Below are 16,662 nucleotides of genomic sequence, written 5' to 3' on the forward strand. Positions count from 1 at the left end.
CTTCTAATTCATACTCATTAAACCATAACAATAAATACTTATCCTATACTATCCTCCCTCCCTTAAATACCATCCTATATCTAATTCTGGTATTATCTCCGTTTCATTTCCTAACTTCCTTAGCTTCAAGAAAGCTAAGAAGTCCCCTCTCTTGTCCCGAAGTAGGCCCCGCCAGAAAGAGTAGCTATCTTTGATAATTACAGTTTTACCATATAGCACCTTGCTCGCTAAAGCTTCAGGAAGATGTATCACGTTGTGACATGCCTTCACCATGTATTGACCTAAAGGCAACATGGGAACAACTTTTCGTTCAGTTACCATTAGCAAAGGTATTCCCAACTGGCTCGGTTTTGGGATTTCCGATAACCCGACCTTCTGCTTGATGATATCAGGAACTTTTCCGTTGAACCCGTATATAATTCCGTTAAGTTTATAAAAGTTAAATGAGTATAATTCTGTTATTTCTTTACAACCATAGATTAAACCTATGGTGTGTAGTATTGATTTAATGGCTCCTAAGTCAACTTCCTCAAAATCTATTCCTTTCTTATGGAACATACAAAGAATCCCTCCATCCCGTTGGAGTGAGGATATGTTCTAATGCAGTCCTCTATCTCACGCTCAAACTCTATTCCCTTGTACACCGTTAGGCCCCTCTCTGCAGGAAAACCGCTTATCCTCTCTATTTTTGCATTCATATATTTTACAACAAAATTTACAACAAATTCGTCTTCTTCAGGGGCTACACTGCATGTAGAATATACTAGTCTTCCACCTCTCTTTAGCGCTTTGTACGCTGAGACCAGAAGCTCTAATTGAGTCTTTAGAAATTTCTTTAAATCTTCTGGTTGGGTCCTCGTCTTTCTAAGAGGATCAAGTGGCATTAAACCTTCTCCTGAGCATGGAGCATCCAGCAAAATCTTGTCAAAGGATAATCCTAACCTAAGTACATCTTCACCATTCATCTGAAACAGAATAGTGTTAGCTACACCTAACCTGGACAAGTTAGATTTTATTTTTTGTATCCTTCTCTGGTTTTTTTCAAGTCCTATTATCAGACCCCTATTTTTCATCAACTGGGCCATATGGGTTGTTTTGCCCCCTGGTGAGGACGCCATATCTAGAACTATATCCTCTTCGCTGGGAGATAGAACCTCGGGTGGTATCAAAGAGGCTTTTCCTTGAATATAATAGAACCCCTTCATGTATTCCAAGGTAGCTCCTAAAGAGGGTCTCTCAGGGGATTTCTTTACCTCATAGCCAAATTTACTCCAACCAATTTTTGAGAGCGAAAATTTTCTTTCGCTTAATAAATCGACTAGTTTGTCACAGTCGGTTTTCAAGGTGTTGCACCTCACCACTTGTTTCAGCGGTACCGAGCAGGACGAAAGGAAGTCCTCTGTTTTACTTCCCAGAAAGTTTAGGTACCTATCTACCATGTAACTTAGTACACCGTACTTCTCAGCTAGTTTTTCCTCTTCTTCTCCGATTTTATAGGAAAACAGCTTTTCCTCATTCTTTTTTAGATAGTACTCAATCCCATTCACCATATGACCGATGTTGTAGAAAGGGAGATAAAAGTAAAACTAACAATAGATCCTGAAGCGTTCCTTAATACCCTTCTAAAGGAAGGCTACACTTATGAAGGAGAGGAAATTCATGAGGACATATACTTGAATGGCGAGAACAAAGATTTCAGGAAAACTGATGAAGCACTTAGACTTAGGTTAGTGAACGGTCGAGCTGAACTCACATATAAGGGACCTAGACTAGGAACCAAAAGCAAGTCTAGGGAGGAGGTCACAGTTACCCTGGACGATAAGAACGGGATGCTTAAAATACTTGAGAAATTGGGGTATAGAGCAGTCTTCACCATAAAGAAGAGAAGGAAACTCCTGAAAAAGAACGGATTTACGGTTTGTATAGATTCTGTAGAGGATCTTGGAGACTTCCTTGAGATTGAAGGGATCAATGTATCGGAGGATGAGTTGATGAACTTCTTTAACAACTTTAGAGAAAAATTTAAAATAAAAGGAGATATAATATATAAATCATATCTTGAAATGAGGGTAGGAAAAAGTTGACAGTAGCAATATTAACTGACTTTGGTGCCTCAGACAATTACAATGGAGTTATGGAGGCTGTAATTAAGAAGTTTAATAGACATGTAGATATAACATATATTTCTCCCAATGCTAAGAATTTTAACGTAATTGCTGGCTCATATTTGCTATATACATCCTACAGATACTTCAGAAAGAATACGATCTTTCTTACTGTTATAGATCCTGGAGTTGGAACCAGTAGGAAGGCGATCATAATCAGAACTAACAACTATCACTTCGTTGGACCTGACAATGGAGTCCTTTACCCCGCCTCGATCGAGGATGGAATTATAAGTGCAGTAGAAATAAGTAATAGGAAAATTTATCTCGCCAAAGAGATATCAAACACCTTCCACGGAAGGGACATCTTTTCCATCACAGCAGCTTTGATTTCCTTGAAGGTCCCGTTGGACACGTTCGGAAACCAGCTTAAAAAAGAGCAAATCCAAAAATTAGATTTAGGGTCATATAGAAACAACGAGAAGATCTGCACCAAAGTGCTTTACGTTGACCATTTTGGGAACGTAAGCCTTGGGATCAAAAACGTAAAGGTCAAGCAAGGTCAAATGGCAGAGATTGAGACTGGAGGAAAACGCTTCGTTGTGTTAACTGCTAAGACCTTTCAGGACAGCGAAAAAGACCTCCTTCTATACAGAAATGGTTACGGTTTTCTTGAACTAGGATTAAATAAGGCAGATGCCTCAGTAGTCCTTAATGTGAAAGAAGGTGATGAGATCTGCGTAGAGCAATCTATCCTGGAAGATTTCAGCCCTTTCATTTAGGGCACCTAAGTGTAGTCAAGTGGAGTTTGGAGAGAGTAGATGAACTTATCATCTTGATAGGGAGTGCTCAAGAGAGTCACACTCTGTCCAACCCCTTTACCGCTGGCGAGAGAGTAGAAATGATTAGGAAAGCAATGAATAATGAGGGAATTCCTGGAGATAGATATTACCTTATCCCCATCCCCGACATTCTCATGAATAATGTTTGGGCTTATCACGTAAGGATGTACGTTCCCAGTTTCCAAACCGTTGTGGCCAGAAACCCATTGGTTCTGAGGCTTTTTAGGGAGGCTGGAAACGATATTTTAGTTCCACCCTCCTTCCAACGGGAGAAATATAATTCAACTTTAATAAGAAAGTACATCATAACCGGAGAGGAATGGAGCGACCTTGTCCCCAACGAAGTCTATACTTTCATAAAAAGTATAAAAGGTGACGAAAGATTAAGGGAAATAACAGGTACTGATAAGAGGTGAAATGTTTGTATAGGACTGAGACGTTCTATAACGTTTTTCCTTGGCATACAAACCACTTTGGCTCTCTCCATGGAGGAATATACATGAGTTGGCTAATCGACTCCGCTGGGATATTAATGTCCAGTGTTAGCCAGGGGAATTATCTTTTGGCCTCTGTGGATTACCTTTACTTGGTTAAGCCCGCTAGAATTGATGATGTAGTCAGAGTAATAGCCGAAGCCAAGGCCTCCTGGAGGAGCTCGGTCGAAATCGAGGTTAGGGGATGCATAAAGAGAAACGGAAAGGAAGAGCTTGGTGCCATCGGTCTTATGAGTTACGTGGCAGTGGATGAAAACGGCAGACCTAGACCCATAAAGGCTGAGATACCGTCCAATCCCGATGCTGAGCTCAGGAGAGCAAGGAGGTTGGAGAGGAAAAAATTAACCGCAGAGGATACATCGGAACTTCTCCCCGGCATGACCTTTGGAAGGAGTTACATTAGGACAATTTACCCTGAACATGGGTTTACTAATGGGATACTTTACGCTGGAAAGATGTATACCATGCTTGACGAAGCGTTGGCCATCGTAGCAAAACTCTATTCCAAGGGAAACACCTTCACCGCTAGTGCAGGAGCTGTGGACTTTCTCAACCCTGTGAGGATAGGAGATATCTTGGAAATCCAGGGGGCCATAGAGTATACTGGAAATACATCTCTTGATGTAGGGGCTAAGATATTCGCTATAAATCACTTCAGAGGCACTAAGACTTTAGTGGGAAGAACTGTTTTCTCATTCGTTGCCATAGATGACCAAGGAAAGCCCAGACCAATTAATAAGCTTGAACCAGCATCGGAATACGAAAGGAGAATCATGGAAATGAGATTGAAGGAAAGGGAGGAAAGAATAAAGATAGGGAAGACACTTCAGCAGCGGGAGTGCCAGTGACCCACAGTCCTACCTATAACGTGGGCCAACCTGATTGGTTCTGGATACTTAGAGACTAATTGATACCTCTCTATTATTCCCTTGGCGTACCTAAGTTCTAGGTCGGACTCTATATACACCGGTCCGTTCCTTGTTTCAATTCTTACTAAGTTCTTTATGAAGTTTAGTATAATCTCCTTCCTTCTATCATGGAAATGTTTTTCCAGGGCTAGCTCTACCTTTTGTAGATTAGGCTTCCCTCCATAAAATAGAATGTAGTTCCTCCTAGGTACAATATAATTGAAACCGGCGTAAGTAATTCCGTCAAATATTGTTGTAACCCCCCAGCTAATCCTCTCAAACACTTCAGTGCCGTCATCCCCGTCAACTGTAATGAAGTCTATCTTCACGTCCTTAAAGTACAGGTCTTCATAGAGGGTTACAATAAGGGGAGCCTTTCCTCTCCTTCCCTTATAGGAAAGGGGGAAGAAACCGTCATCTACGCCAGATATCAACAAATCTCTCATCGCTCTCCAACAAAGCCTTAAGAACTATGTTACTGTCTACAGCTAACGTAACTTCCTTAGTTTTTCCATACCTACCCCTATTAACTACCTTGGCTGAAATTATTCCCAGCATATCCAACTCATTAATAATATCACTAGCCCTCCTTTGAGTGACGAATTCAGATCCTGTAAAGAGGGCCTGGCCCTTATAGATCTCGTAGATCTCTCCAGTAGTCAGACTGTCATGTTTAGATAACCCCTTTAGAATAGAGAGGAGGACTAACTTAGAGTGAAATGGGAGAGTTGCTATGACCTCGTATACCCTATCCCTCTCAATTTCTATTCTGGCCTTCTCAACTTCCTCATGAGAAACCTCCCTTTTTTTCTCCCTCTCCGCAATCTCTCCAGAAACTCGAAGTAGATCTAAGGCCCTTCTGGCGTCTCCGTGGTCTCTGGCTGCAAGGGCTGCGCAAAGCCTTACTATGGAATCTGAAATCACCCCCTCTCTGAAGGCCATGTTAGCTCTCTTCTTAAGTATCTCTTCCAGCTGGTCAGCATTATAAGGAGGGAAGACCAACTCTTCCTCACCAAGGCTACTCCTTACTCTAGGATCCAATCCATCAATAAATTTCACGTCATTAGTTATACCTACAATGGACACCTTGCTTTTATGTATGTCATAGTTGACCCTAGTTAATTTGTACAAGATGTCGTCCCCATGTTTTTTAACCAGTGCGTCTATTTCATCCAAAACTATAATTATGTTTTTATCAGTCCTTTCTAATAATTTCACTATTCTCCTATAAAGCTCAGCTGTTGAGAGCCCTGTAAATGGGACCTTGTTCCCCAATATCTCAATGATATCTGCCAAAATCCTATACGGTGTATCACTCTGCCTAGAATTGACATATATGTAATCAAAATTTTTAATTTTCTTCTGAAGATTTGCCAAAACATATTTAGCTACAGCCGTCTTTCCTGTCCCGGTCAACCCATAAATAAACGTATTACTCGGTCTTTCCCCTCTGTATAACTGAACTAAAATACTAGCGAGCTTCTTAATCTCATTTTCCCTATGCGGGAGTTCCTCAGGGACGTAATCAGGAAGAAGGTACTCTCGATTTTTGAATATGAAGGATTCCCTTACCGAAGACAGCACTTCGTCTATTATATCACTCATACACTAGGTTGCTTCAACTAGAGACACTATAAACGTTAGTGCCTGTTTAATTATAACCGGGGAGTAAAACACCCCTCTATTTCCACTGGAGAACCTAAAGAATTCTCATGGACCCCTCTATTTCCACTGGAGAGCATAATCTGTCAAGGTTTGGTTAGTAAGGGAGAGTTTATCGGTTTGTATAAAGCGGAACTTAGACAGAGTCTAGGCCAGACATAGGAGTTTCCACTGGAAACTGAGGGGTAGATCTGCCCTACTGTGTGACCATGCGTAAATTTATAAATTGAAGAGGTTGATGTATTAATGGGCCGGTAGCTCAGCCTGGAAGAGTGCGCGGTTGGCATCCGCGAGGTCCCGGGTTCAAATCCCGGCCGGTCCACTAAAGATGTTTATTTCACAATTAATTTTGGGTAAAAACTAGTTAATACTTAACCTAAAGCCTAGGCTAGACTTGACGATATTTATATATCGAAATTATGTGGCTACAGAAGGAGAATTGATATATAACGTAGTCAACCTCGTTAAGGTGGAGATTGGAAAGTATACTCACATTGTTCCTCTTCTTTCTCAACTTGATCTTGGATCCCACAATAAGAGTTAAGGAGGTAAAATGGAACTATAGTTCTTCTGAAGTAATGTCCACCTCATTGTATCCAAAAGATAGGCCTAGTTAGGTGCCTGTACTTCCTAGTCTGATAAAGTCCCAATGAAAGTTTCCTGTCGACCTCTCTAACTTGCTTCTCACCATGAAATCTGAAACCACAGCGCCTGCATCGAAAACCCTTCCCTCTCCCCAAAGATTCAGAGGAACCGTTGCAGGTGGGACATTTAGGGTTTAGATATACTAGGTCCCTCTTCAGATCGATGACTTCCATCCTCTCAGCCTCCAAAATTAACCCGAATTTTCTCGAGGGCTTTAATGCACCATAGACCCTGATTACGTCTCCGGTCTTAAGCAGTCTTGATGCGGCATTTAACTCCCCGGTTTCTTTGTAAACAATAACTGGAACTTTATCTGTAATAATTTCACTGTCTCCGCCCTCCAACACTCTCGTAGACTTTACAACCAACTCTTCTCCTCCACTTTGATAGGGATGGGAGCCTAGGATCTTGAGATGGTCATCGGATCCCTGATTTGTCCTGAAAATTAGATATCCTTCGATTTCCTCATTAAACCGTAACATTTGGACTCCCTTTAGCAGTATGTCCGGTTCAGTTCCTCTTAGTCCGAAAAAGACCGGGTCTTTACCGTGGGATAGAATCATAGGTGATTTCTCCACATAGTCAACGTTGGCGTAGACCTTAGGGAAAAACCTTTCGTCGTACTCTACGAGGGAGTTTAGATCCAAGTCCCGCCTCCTCTCCCAGTTGGTCTCTTTCCTGTAAGTCAGTAGCTCAAATGTCCCTTCTGTACCTTGAAATCCAATTGCTGCGAGGGATCCTATAACTCCTCTTCCTCCAATCCAAGAGATTTGGAATTTGTTCAAAACTATCTTAAGATACTCAGGAGTAACCACGTCTGAAACGGCTTTCCAGTAAAAAGAATTCAGGGATTCCCTATTTCCCCTTACTACGGCGACTCCAGGAGACCTCTTATAGAGCGGTCCCTTAGATATCTCATGAACGTAGCTAAGTGATTCGTTCCAGATTATATCGAGAAGTTCCTTTTGATCCCTATCGGTCTCTATGGTTAAGGAGACCGCAGCGTTCCCTCTGGTTTTCCAAGGTATATTTGGGTTTAGCCTGACCAGGTTGGGATACCCAACCAACTTCACGTTCAATTTCTCAAGCTTTTTGATAAGAATAAATGAAAAATGTGTTGTACAGCCTCTTTCTGGGGAGTCGTGGTCGTCAATACCTATGTAATACCTGCTCATCTTAGTTCAATCTATTTCTTTTGAACCTTGCCTTCCATAATAATCATAGTAAGGGTTGATCTAACCTTAGGCAACTTTCTGATATTATTACTAATAAAGTTCCTCAAACTATCCATGTCTGGTGAATCTAGCTTAGCTACAATATCATAAACTCCGTATACTATGTACGTCTCTGATATCTCGTTCATACTTTTCAACTTATTATACACCTCTTCCTCTCCTCCAGGATCTGTATTTATGAGTACGATCGCGGTTACCAAGTTCTTTCCCACAAGTTTTAATAAATATAAAGTTATAAGAACTTTACGATACTTATTGTCTATCTTCGTTTTAGAATTTGGGGAGGACGATCCTTCTAAATGTACTGGTAGGAAAATGGTAAGACTAGGTCTTGCGAAGAAGGTTGATAGGCCTAGAGGGATCGTCCTAAATCCAGTTTCCGACAAGATCTTATCTATGGAAGACAAGGAGATAGTGTTAACCAAGGGACTGTCCATCTTAGATTCTTCATGGAACAGATCTGAGGGATCGTTCTTCCAGAAATTTCTTAGGAACGGGAGAAGGCTTCCAATCCTTTTTGCTGGAAACCCTGTTAACTACTTCAAACCCTATAGGCTCTCGTCCTTGGAGGCCTCCATAGCATCATTTTATATCATTGACGAGGTGAATTTTTCTCTAAGGCTAGCCTCAGTTATGAAGTGGGGCAGGACCTTTCTTGAGATAAATAAGGAACTATTGGAGGCTTACAGAGGGAAAAAGGAGTCAGACATAGCCGAGGTTGAGAGGGAATTTTTGGAGAAGGTAAAGGGGGAGCCACAGCAATAACCCAGCTTCTGTATTGGGGGATTTGGCTTTGCGTATTTGAGGAGTCACCTTGACCTATCTCCTCCTCGACTTGCTCAAGGGGAGATCCGCCGTTTCAACCCTCCAATGACGTCTCCCACGTCCCATCTCGTCACCGAGATTGAGACCAGTGTTCATCTTCATTTCGCCAGTGGAGGGTATCGTTTCTGTGCGGTTGTCGTAGGGGCTACCCACGTCCCTCATGGGACTCCCCCTAGGCTAGAGGCTGGAGTTTCCTCAGTTTCCCGTAACCCCCTGCTGGGCTCCCAACTACTTTCTTGATAAGTACCCTATTAAATCGCTTCTGGTTATGATTCCTACCGGAATTAAATCTCCCTCAACCACCAAGGTTACTGAATGTTTAGTGAGGAGCTTCATTATCTGACTTATGGGTGTTGAAGGACTGACAAGTGGAGGGAGTGGGGCCATAACGTCTGATGCCCTAAATCCCTTGGACGAAGGAAGGGCTAGTTTTCTCATGAGTATGAAATCGTAAATCATCCCCACTAGTTTGTCATGGGAGTTCACTACAGGTATTTGAGATATGTTATGCTCTTCCATCATGGTTACTATGTTTCTTATAGTTTCGCTGGTCTTTACGCAAATCACTGGTCTATGCATAATATTCACAGCCGAGTCGTTAACTTCTACTAACGGAACAAGTTCATCTAAAATCTTCTTTATAATGGATAGCTTTGGGTCTATCTTTCCTGACTCTATTTTTGCAATAAGCGACTGAGACACTCCTACTCTCCTAGCTAACTCGTACTGAGTTAGACCAGCCATCTCCCTCATTTTTCTGATATCAGAAAAATTAGGAAACAATTTAGGTGACCTAAGGTGGAATTATTTTAGTTACAGCCACGATCACTGCTACCAGGATCACGCTACCTATTATTACATAGATAGGGTCAACTTTGTACTTCTCGTGTTCCTCTTCATAGTACCTTATTAAACCGGCCATTGACATCATAGGCACGTTTTCTTTCTTCTTCTTACTGGAGGGCATCTAACTCACATTAACTTTCTGTATCGACTCTATTATTTTTATTGCTCTTTCGCTATCGCTTTCAATTATATTTCCAGTTACTATGGCCTTAGCACCAGCTTTGACTAGTTCAGTAGCCCTTTCAGGGGATCTTATTCCTCCTCCAACTATTAGATTTATCCCAGAAGAGCTCGATACAATCCTAATCATGTCTGGCCTAACTGTCTCCGGAGCTCCAGAACCTGCCTCTAGGTATAGATACTCCATTCCCATGTACTCTGCTGCTAAGGCGTAGGCTAGGGCCAACTCCGGATTGTCATATGGTATTACTCTGGCTCTTCCTATATGGGCAGCAGTTCCACCGTGCCCAACAATCAGGTAACCTGTTGGAATGGCCTCCAATTTGGCTAGTTTGACTATTAAGGATGCAGAAACTTGAGCGCCTATTACGTAATATAAATCATCTGAATTGAGGAGTGACATGAAGAGTAGGGCATCAGCTTTCTCAGTTATTAGGTTAATGTTACTTGGGAAAATTATCTTCGGTATATCGTAGTTTCTAAGAACGGTTAAGGTTGCGTCCATTTTCTCCTTAGAGACACCTAGCGTTCCTCCTATGAGAAAAGCTGAAGTTCCTGCTTTATACAGTCTAGAAGTTACCCTATCCAGTAGATCTATGTCTGTGACTTTCTCAGGGTCAATTAAAGAAAAATGAATTGGATGACCATCCTCAATTAGTTTCTGAAGATAGTTCGCTACCTTTCCCTTCGTCTTCATTGCCTTCATTCACTATATGCTCTCCATCCTCTTTTATTTCCAACTTTCCCTCTAGATAGAGGTCAATGAATCTACCATAAGCGTTGGCTTCGTCATAAATAGAAGGTATTTCTAATTCGGTTTTCAGACCACAAGAACCGCATCTTATCTCAGCCATTTTAGACCTGGAGTCCTTATCCTCGAACTCCACTGTAATCGATATCTTACCACACCTAGGACATTCAAAGGTCTTGGGAAGCTTAGGTTTCGCTCTTACTATTTTAGTTCTCTTTTTTCTTTTACCTCCCACTTGAGCCACCTTTTCTTCCTTTTTTCACTTTAACCTCTTGTTTCTTAGGAATCCCAATAAGTATATCTTCAAACACTATGTAGGTGACACTTCCAAGGACTACCACTACTGCCCCTATGAGCGTTATCTGAATAAGTGCCAAGTCTAGTGCCAAGTCACTCACGAAGAGAGAGTAGTTTTCTTAGTTTTAAGGATTTCCCGTATGCAAATATCTCGGTCAATATCTCCTTAAAGTCCAGGTCGCTAACATAGAGCTTCACAAAATCCTCTCGTCTAGAGGCAATAATGAAGGTTTTAATGTGTACGCAGACGTCCTTTTCTTTGTATATGGTAGAGAATAGGAAATACTCGCAATCGCAACTTCTCTCCCCGACGATGTGGTCCTTATGGAAACCTGATTCTTTAGATAAAAAAATGAAAACTGAAGAACCATTATCTGTATTTCTCAGGTGGACTATCCTACCCTCCTTAACTGCCATCTCTGCCTCTTTGGAATACCTGGATTCTTCCCTCTTCGTCACCAACAACTATCGTATCATATAAATTTTCACAGAATATACCTGTTTCTACAATGCCCGGTATACCTCTCAATTCTTTCTCCTTATCGCACAAATCATCTGTGGGCAGATAGATATCGATTATCACATTTCCGTTGTCTGTAACTAAGGGTCCGATCTTTCCATTTGACTCTCTGGGAGTTGGTCTAAAACCTAAGAAGGAGAGCCTATCTCTAACTAGCGAGAAAGCCGCAGGTACTATCTCCACAGGGACGTTAACAGCGATTCCTGAAAACATTTTACTAGTTTCTCCTATAAATACTCTATATTTAGAAAAAAATGATAGAACCTTTTCTCTTAATAGGGCACCGCCACCACCCTTTATAAGGATCTTACCCTTTTCTCCCTCAATTAAAAAATCAAAACTATCAATGTATATTTCTGGAATTACTCCGGAGAAGGGTGAAATAACCGACGTAGGGGATATTTTAGAGACTTGGAGATCAGTATCGACCGAACTTGTTATGAAAGATCTGTGTTCTAAATATCCCTCCTTAGCTAAGAGCTCTATTAATTTACGAACAGTCTTACCGGTTCCCAAACCTATTACTTTCCTATCTTCAATTAAGGATAGGGCGTATTTAGCTACAACCTCCTTGGGATCATACATCTTGACTGTTTAGGTTAAATAGTCTTAAAAAATAAATTACGACAACAACCCGCGGACCCGTAGCTCAGCCAGGATAGAGCGAGGGCCTTCGGAGCCCTAGGTCGGGGGTCCGAATCCCCCCGGGTCCGCATCTTGATCAGGTTCATATTAATTCTTTCAGATTTGGAAAGATCTAAACACAAGAGTTAAGGTATGGATGAAGCCATTAATATTCCGGTCTTCCGATGCCCTAATTTACCGCTTTAAAAGTTCGCTAAAACTTCGCCAATGATATGAGATTCATGCCGTAAAACGCCTCTAACAAGTCTAACTCATTAGCAACACTTTGGAATTTAACTAAACGAGGTGGGCCCGTTGGGATTTGAACCCAAGACCTCTGGCTTGTAAGGCCAGCGTCCTAACCAGGCTAGACGACGGGCCCATTCCATCTTACAGCACTCTGGGCAGATATGTGCTGTAAGAGGCTAAGCTATGTGAATTGTTAGATAATAGTATTAATAAGTTTCTGACATACTTCTACAGATCCTAACTGGGTAACGTCTTGTTAGGAGAAAAGAGATAAAACTAAGTGTTCTACGTCAGCTTAGTCACGCCTCTTTATTCTATGATGGAAAAATTTAGTGTGAGTGGTTCCCCAATAAATTCCTCAATCAGAAGATATGAGATCGATACCATTTAAATTCTAAACAGTTTTATTAATTAAAATTAATATCTATTGTTAAATTTATAACATAGATACAGTTAAGATTATTTTTGCAGAGCTAAAGTGCAGTAAAGTACAGCCCCCGCATAAGCTATGGGACCTGGATCACCTTTCATACCTTTTATATTTACGTACTCTCCTAAAGACTGTTCTATCTTCGTAAACCCATTCTCAATTCCAGAGAATACTATCAAGGAATTATCCTTGTAATCTACATAATCGATCTCTCTTTCGGCTAAGGGAGACATCAGATAAACTTTCCTTGGACTAAGTAGTTCTATTGCGTCCTTTAGGTCTGGTAAAACCATGATTGACTTACCTAATTTCACAGCAATTCTTCCTACATCAGGTATTCCTGCCTGCGCAGCTGTCCCTCCTATTTTGGTTATTACTAGCCTATCTATGTTAAACCCAAAAGTCAATTTTGCGAAATCCACTAATCTCTGAGCACTGGTTACATTATGTATTGCTACCATTAATCCCAAATACCTGCACCATTATAGTTGAGGCTATTCCTCTTGATAAGACTACTGGTACAGCCTCGCCCACTTGATTGTACTGCTCTTCCTTGCTTCCATAAAATATATGATCGTCCGGGTAAGACATAAGCCTAGCTTGTTCCCTTACCGTAAGATATCTGGAATGGAAGGGATGTACAAACCTAGAATTGCCCAATACAGTGGGCGAAATATCGAATGGGTCTAACCTAATGTGAAGCGGTATGTCTTTTTTATGCCCTCTGAACATTGTCATGTAATCCCCGTAAGAAAGATTTGCCATTTCCTTGATTTTTCTTTCATTTACCTCCGTTATTTCGTGATTTGGAACGTCGTGTCTTGACTCTAGGTCTCCTATAGCGTCCCATACACTCTTCCTTTGCCTAAAGGGGATCTCGATTTTAACATTCGAAATAAAGATTCTAGCCCTCTTGGAAGGGTTACCGTAATCCTCTGCCCTCATAAAATTAAAAAATGGCTCATACCCTACTTTCCTAAATTCATGAACAAGGGCTTCTCTCAACTCTTTAGTTTCTACGATAGAGGGTACGTTTTCCATAACGAAGACCTTAGGTCTAAGCTCTCCTACCAATCTAATGAATTCGAGAGTCAGCGATCCCCTTTCATCCAGGTACAACCTATCTAACGGGTTGTCCAATCTAAGCGGATTGGCTCCGGTAAAGGGTTCGCACGGTGGGCTACCAATGAGGACGTCTGGCTCTCTCCCCAACTCTCTAACTAGATCCCTACCCGTGATATCCCTAACGTCCTCCTCCAATACAGTAGAATCAGGAAAATTTGCTGAGTATGTCCTAGCTGCAGCATGATTAATCTCCACAGATAAACTTACTTGAAACCCAGCGTCTCTAAATCCTCTTCCAAACCCTCCTGCTCCAGAAAATAGGTCAACTACTTTCGGGGTTCCCAATCTTAGTCTCCCTTTCGATTTCCTCTTCTATCTCTCTTATTTTGGATTCTAGGAATTCCTTCATTTTAGCAGAGTCATAATACGTCAACTGAACTCCGCATTTAGGACACTTGAACTCATTCTCGAACGCCTCCTCAAACGTGTATTTGCTCTTATCCTCAGGGCAAATATAGAACTCATTCGTGCTTTCGTATTCTAGCCTGGCCCTAAGCTTGTTTAAGATCTCTCTCTTTCTAGAGAGAAGTAACTCGTTTATCTGATCCACATTGGCTTTCCAGTAGTAGACATACCAGCCGGTTTCTTTGTCTCTAGTTCTCCTGTAGCTTACAAGTCCATGCTCAGCTAGTAAGTATAATTTTTTCCTGACCTCGTTAACTTTAATGTTAAGTTTGTTAGCCATATCCTCATCCGTAAGTTCTGATCTGTTGTCTAAAAGAAATGAGAACACATCTAGCACGTCGTCTCCTAGAAGATCTTTTGCTATACTTTTCATCAGCTCGGTGGCCTTATCAACCGTCACGTCTAATCACCTTCTTACCTCTCTCCATTGGTATAACAGATATTTTGTTGTCTTCAAACATTATATTTAGTTCTTCGCCCTTATATATTCTATCTAGAATTATTGCAAGAGATGCGATCTCCGAATGTGGTTGATTAGATACGGCAATGTTATAATCTGCGTGGTGATAGTACCATCCCTCTACCTTTTGTGCTCCAACTATTATTAACAAGTTATCTTCATGTTCAATCCTATCTATCATGTCCGGTAAGTTTACCCCATACATTGTCAGGTGAACGACCTTTCCACCCTTTCTCTTCCATAAATTAACAATTTTTTTAGGATCACTTATCATTTCTACTTTAAAGTAACTACCACCACCCCACTCCTCAAGCACTTTCTTTATGTTTTCGGTTAGCCTGTTATCTTCCCCTTCTATGAATACTCCTCTGGCTCCAAAGGCTCTAGCAACTAACGCTACATGGGTTGTAACTCTTTTATCTCTTTCAGGCCTATGTCCTAATCTCAGGACGTAAATATTCTTCAATCCGATAGGGCGAATATTTTCTCCCTCAGTGACTCTATGTTGAGCCCCTTTTTAGCTGATACTAAGATACCATCTTCAATGGGCGAGTAATATTGCCTACTGATTTCCAAAACAATTTGCAGCTTTTCTTTACCGTTCTCCCTGACCAGATCAGCCTTGTTCCCCACTACTATAATAGGTTTTCCCGTAACCCCAAGCTCTCTCAGTATTTCAAAGGAAGATCTCGCGGTATCGATGAGCATAGTGGTATCCAAAGATATATCCATGACAAGGAGTAAAGCGTTGGCGTACTTTATCTCGGATAAAGTGACGAAGAAGGCCTCAATAATTTGAGGAGGTATTCCTCGAATGAAACCTACAGTGTCCACCAACATTACCTTCTGTGCATTATTTTTTATAGAATATCTTTTCGGGGTCGTTGTGGTGAACATTGATTGGTCTGTTGCCTGATTTAACCCAGTAAGGGCATTAAATATCGAGGTCTTTCCAGCGTTGGTATAACCAGTGATTGCGATGTAAGGAATCTGATTCTCCCTGGTTCTGACCAGCTGTGACTCCCTTACTTTTCTAAGGTGTTCCAGTTCTCTAGTAATTCTAGATATTTTCCTCGTGTAAAGTTTTAAGGTAGATTCAACACCATAAGTTCCAGCCCCTAAAGGTCCCTGTTGTTCGGATTTCTTTGCATTACTATAAATATCTCTTATTATCGGTAATTCATATTTCAATCTAGCTAGTTCTATCTGTAACTTGGCTTCCTTAGATCCTGCATGTAACGCAAATATTTCTAGAAGTAGGAAAAGCTTATCCACAACTTTCTTTTCCTCTAGGTATTTGTTAAGGTTAATGAAGTGCCTAGGGGCTAGAAGATCGAATATTATAATAGTATCAGCATTATTATTTTTTATTAATTGAATTTTATCCTGTGAGATATAAGATAGTCTATTAGGTCTATTGGGTAAAGGGAGGATGGTTTCTACAGAGTATCCTGCGGTTTCGGCTAGAGATTTAGCTTCATCTATGAATTCCATAGAGGAAAAGAGCACTGCTTTCACTTCTTCCCCTCCCTGATTTTTATGATGTCTCCGAGCGTGAGTGACTGATCCTCGTTTGTTGGGGTTGATCCTTTTCCTGAGGTTACTGTTACTATCAACTTGATTCCTAGAATTTTTTCCAGTTGCCTCGCCTCCTCTACGGTTGGTTTAAGTTTACCCTGTTCTATTCTTTTAATAACATTCTCCTGAACTTTCATCCTTTCTGCGAGTCCCTTGGTGGTTAGCTTTAATCTTTCCCTTGCCTCTCGTATTATGTTGGGATAACTGGGGTCTACATCCAGTTCTACTTCTTCGATACGAGGTTTTACGGTTTTAGTTCTATGGGGAGATTGCTTAGCTTGATTGGGAACCAGGGTAGCATGTTTCCTTATTTTTTCGTAACAATTTCTGCATACAGTAATGGTACTACCCTCAAATTTTACGGAATAGGACGATCCGTTTATCCTAGCACCACACATCTCACAATAATTCTCTACGTCCTTCTTCACTGGACTCATATATAATAGATAGTGATAAACATTTTTAGTCTAACTTCACTAAG

Annotated in this window: 23 protein-coding genes, 3 tRNA genes, 1 other RNA gene and 1 pseudogene; 7 read left to right on the plus strand and 21 right to left on the minus strand. The window is 41.1% G+C overall.

Annotated features, from left to right (window positions below):
* Positions 1 to 48: 48 nt before the first annotated feature.
* On the minus strand, positions 49 to 558 hold the full coding sequence (locus GWK48_RS05180; protein WP_174630243.1) for a hypothetical protein: 510 nt from the start codon (positions 556 to 558) through the stop codon (positions 49 to 51).
* Positions 537 to 1,550, minus strand: coding sequence for an RsmB/NOP family class I SAM-dependent RNA methyltransferase (locus GWK48_RS05185; RefSeq protein ID WP_174630245.1), 1,014 nt, complete (start codon positions 1,548 to 1,550; stop codon positions 537 to 539). The genes GWK48_RS05180 and GWK48_RS05185 overlap by 22 nt, the downstream gene beginning before the upstream one ends.
* On the opposite strand from GWK48_RS05185, the gene cyaB reads away from it, so the two are divergent.
* The 4 genes from cyaB to GWK48_RS05205 are packed head-to-tail and all read left to right on the plus strand — an operon-like array spanning position 1,551 to position 4,289.
* Positions 1,551 to 2,084: a class IV adenylate cyclase gene (gene cyaB / locus GWK48_RS05190; protein ID WP_174630246.1), complete on the plus strand. Its 534-nt coding sequence runs from the start codon at positions 1,551 to 1,553 to the stop codon at positions 2,082 to 2,084.
* A gap of 50 nt (positions 2,085 to 2,134) precedes the next feature.
* Positions 2,135 to 2,887, plus strand: a complete 753-nt coding sequence (locus GWK48_RS05195; RefSeq protein WP_246263933.1) for an SAM hydrolase/SAM-dependent halogenase family protein — start codon at positions 2,135 to 2,137, stop codon at positions 2,885 to 2,887.
* Complete coding sequence (locus GWK48_RS05200) at positions 2,842 to 3,363, plus strand: nicotinamide-nucleotide adenylyltransferase (RefSeq protein WP_174632560.1); 522 nt, start codon at positions 2,842 to 2,844, stop codon at positions 3,361 to 3,363. Before GWK48_RS05195 ends, GWK48_RS05200 begins: the two co-directional genes overlap by 46 nt.
* Before the next feature lie 5 nt (positions 3,364 to 3,368).
* On the plus strand, positions 3,369 to 4,289 hold the full coding sequence (locus GWK48_RS05205) for an acyl-CoA thioesterase (protein WP_174630250.1): 921 nt from the start codon (positions 3,369 to 3,371) through the stop codon (positions 4,287 to 4,289).
* Here the strand turns inward: GWK48_RS05205 and GWK48_RS05210 are convergent.
* Positions 4,268 to 4,795 (minus strand): endonuclease dU, encoded by a 528-nt coding sequence (locus GWK48_RS05210; protein WP_246263920.1) that lies wholly within the window; start codon positions 4,793 to 4,795, stop codon positions 4,268 to 4,270. The genes GWK48_RS05205 and GWK48_RS05210 overlap by 22 nt on opposite strands.
* Positions 4,764 to 5,954, minus strand: a complete 1,191-nt coding sequence (locus tag GWK48_RS05215; RefSeq protein ID WP_174630252.1) for a Cdc6/Cdc18 family protein — start codon at positions 5,952 to 5,954, stop codon at positions 4,764 to 4,766. The genes GWK48_RS05210 and GWK48_RS05215 overlap by 32 nt, the downstream gene beginning before the upstream one ends.
* Before the next feature lie 305 nt (positions 5,955 to 6,259).
* Here GWK48_RS05215 and GWK48_RS05220 point away from each other — a divergent pair.
* Positions 6,260 to 6,333 (plus strand) — tRNA-Ala (locus tag GWK48_RS05220).
* A gap of 265 nt (positions 6,334 to 6,598) precedes the next feature.
* On the opposite strand, the gene GWK48_RS05225 is transcribed toward GWK48_RS05220, so the two are convergent.
* Both GWK48_RS05225 and GWK48_RS05230 read right to left on the minus strand, forming a co-directional pair.
* Positions 6,599 to 7,831 (minus strand): tRNA(Ile)(2)-agmatinylcytidine synthase, encoded by a 1,233-nt coding sequence (locus GWK48_RS05225; RefSeq protein ID WP_174630254.1) that lies wholly within the window; start codon positions 7,829 to 7,831, stop codon positions 6,599 to 6,601.
* An 11-nt stretch (positions 7,832 to 7,842) separates the two neighbouring features.
* Positions 7,843 to 8,091, minus strand: a complete 249-nt coding sequence (locus tag GWK48_RS05230; protein WP_174632564.1) for an Lrp/AsnC family transcriptional regulator — start codon at positions 8,089 to 8,091, stop codon at positions 7,843 to 7,845.
* Positions 8,092 to 8,146: 55 nt separating this feature from the next.
* Here GWK48_RS05230 and GWK48_RS05235 point away from each other — a divergent pair.
* Positions 8,147 to 8,635 (plus strand): annotated as a pseudogene (locus GWK48_RS05235) (DUF367 family protein); the annotation flags it as partial.
* 4 nt (positions 8,636 to 8,639) lie between these two features.
* Here GWK48_RS05235 and rnpB read toward each other — a convergent pair.
* The 8 genes from rnpB to rpiA all read right to left on the minus strand — a co-directional run bounded on the left by rnpB (position 8,640) and on the right by rpiA (position 11,895).
* An RNA gene (gene rnpB, locus GWK48_RS05240) (RNase P RNA component) lies at positions 8,640 to 8,942 on the minus strand.
* Between the two features lie 2 nt (positions 8,943 to 8,944).
* Entirely contained in the window at positions 8,945 to 9,469 is a 525-nt protein-coding gene (locus tag GWK48_RS05245; RefSeq protein ID WP_174630263.1) for a CBS domain-containing protein, read from the minus strand.
* Positions 9,470 to 9,509: 40 nt separating this feature from the next.
* Positions 9,510 to 9,683, minus strand: coding sequence for a preprotein translocase subunit Sec61beta (locus GWK48_RS05250; protein WP_174630265.1), 174 nt, complete (start codon positions 9,681 to 9,683; stop codon positions 9,510 to 9,512).
* Positions 9,684 to 10,439, minus strand: coding sequence for a phosphoglycerol geranylgeranyltransferase (locus GWK48_RS05255; protein WP_174632566.1), 756 nt, complete (start codon positions 10,437 to 10,439; stop codon positions 9,684 to 9,686).
* The gene (locus tag GWK48_RS05260) at positions 10,393 to 10,728 is read right to left on the minus strand and encodes a transcription elongation factor (protein WP_174630267.1); all 336 of its coding nucleotides are present in this window, start codon (positions 10,726 to 10,728) and stop codon (positions 10,393 to 10,395) included. The genes GWK48_RS05255 and GWK48_RS05260 overlap by 47 nt, the downstream gene beginning before the upstream one ends.
* Positions 10,718 to 10,891, minus strand: coding sequence for a hypothetical protein (locus tag GWK48_RS05265; protein ID WP_174628445.1), 174 nt, complete (start codon positions 10,889 to 10,891; stop codon positions 10,718 to 10,720). The genes GWK48_RS05260 and GWK48_RS05265 overlap by 11 nt, the downstream gene beginning before the upstream one ends.
* Positions 10,884 to 11,207, minus strand: coding sequence for a metal-binding protein (locus tag GWK48_RS05270; protein WP_246263921.1), 324 nt, complete (start codon positions 11,205 to 11,207; stop codon positions 10,884 to 10,886). The genes GWK48_RS05265 and GWK48_RS05270 overlap by 8 nt, the downstream gene beginning before the upstream one ends.
* The gene (gene rpiA, locus GWK48_RS05275; protein ID WP_174630269.1) at positions 11,197 to 11,895 is read right to left on the minus strand and encodes a ribose 5-phosphate isomerase A; all 699 of its coding nucleotides are present in this window, start codon (positions 11,893 to 11,895) and stop codon (positions 11,197 to 11,199) included. The genes GWK48_RS05270 and rpiA overlap by 11 nt, the downstream gene beginning before the upstream one ends.
* Positions 11,896 to 11,948: 53 nt before the next feature.
* On the opposite strand from rpiA, the gene GWK48_RS05280 reads away from it, so the two are divergent.
* Positions 11,949 to 12,023 (plus strand) — tRNA-Arg (locus GWK48_RS05280).
* A gap of 218 nt (positions 12,024 to 12,241) precedes the next feature.
* On the opposite strand, the gene GWK48_RS05285 is transcribed toward GWK48_RS05280, so the two are convergent.
* The 7 genes from GWK48_RS05285 to GWK48_RS05315 form a co-directional block, all read right to left on the minus strand.
* Positions 12,242 to 12,316: transfer RNA gene (locus GWK48_RS05285), tRNA-Val, on the minus strand.
* A gap of 326 nt (positions 12,317 to 12,642) precedes the next feature.
* A complete protein-coding gene (locus GWK48_RS05290) occupies positions 12,643 to 13,074 on the minus strand; it encodes a RecB-family nuclease (RefSeq protein WP_246263934.1) in 432 nt (143 codons plus the stop codon).
* Positions 13,058 to 14,023, minus strand: a complete 966-nt coding sequence (locus GWK48_RS05295) for a DNA cytosine methyltransferase (RefSeq protein WP_174630273.1) — start codon at positions 14,021 to 14,023, stop codon at positions 13,058 to 13,060. The genes GWK48_RS05290 and GWK48_RS05295 overlap by 17 nt, the downstream gene beginning before the upstream one ends.
* Positions 14,001 to 14,516 (minus strand): transcription factor, encoded by a 516-nt coding sequence (locus tag GWK48_RS05300; protein WP_174632570.1) that lies wholly within the window; start codon positions 14,514 to 14,516, stop codon positions 14,001 to 14,003. The genes GWK48_RS05295 and GWK48_RS05300 overlap by 23 nt, the downstream gene beginning before the upstream one ends.
* 16 nt (positions 14,517 to 14,532) lie before the next feature.
* Positions 14,533 to 15,069, minus strand: coding sequence for a tRNA methyltransferase (locus tag GWK48_RS05305; RefSeq protein WP_174630274.1), 537 nt, complete (start codon positions 15,067 to 15,069; stop codon positions 14,533 to 14,535).
* On the minus strand, positions 15,066 to 16,097 hold the full coding sequence (hflX, locus tag GWK48_RS05310; protein ID WP_174632572.1) for a GTPase HflX: 1,032 nt from the start codon (positions 16,095 to 16,097) through the stop codon (positions 15,066 to 15,068). Before hflX ends, GWK48_RS05305 begins: the two co-directional genes overlap by 4 nt.
* 20 nt (positions 16,098 to 16,117) lie before the next feature.
* Positions 16,118 to 16,618 carry a multiprotein bridging factor aMBF1 gene (locus GWK48_RS05315; protein WP_174630276.1) on the minus strand — a complete coding sequence of 167 codons (501 nt, stop codon included), beginning with the start codon at positions 16,616 to 16,618 and terminating at the stop codon, positions 16,118 to 16,120.
* Between the last annotated feature and the right edge of the window lie 44 nt (positions 16,619 to 16,662).

The organism is Metallosphaera tengchongensis, assembly GCF_013343295.1.
Classification (GTDB): domain Archaea; phylum Thermoproteota; class Thermoprotei_A; order Sulfolobales; family Sulfolobaceae; genus Metallosphaera; species Metallosphaera tengchongensis.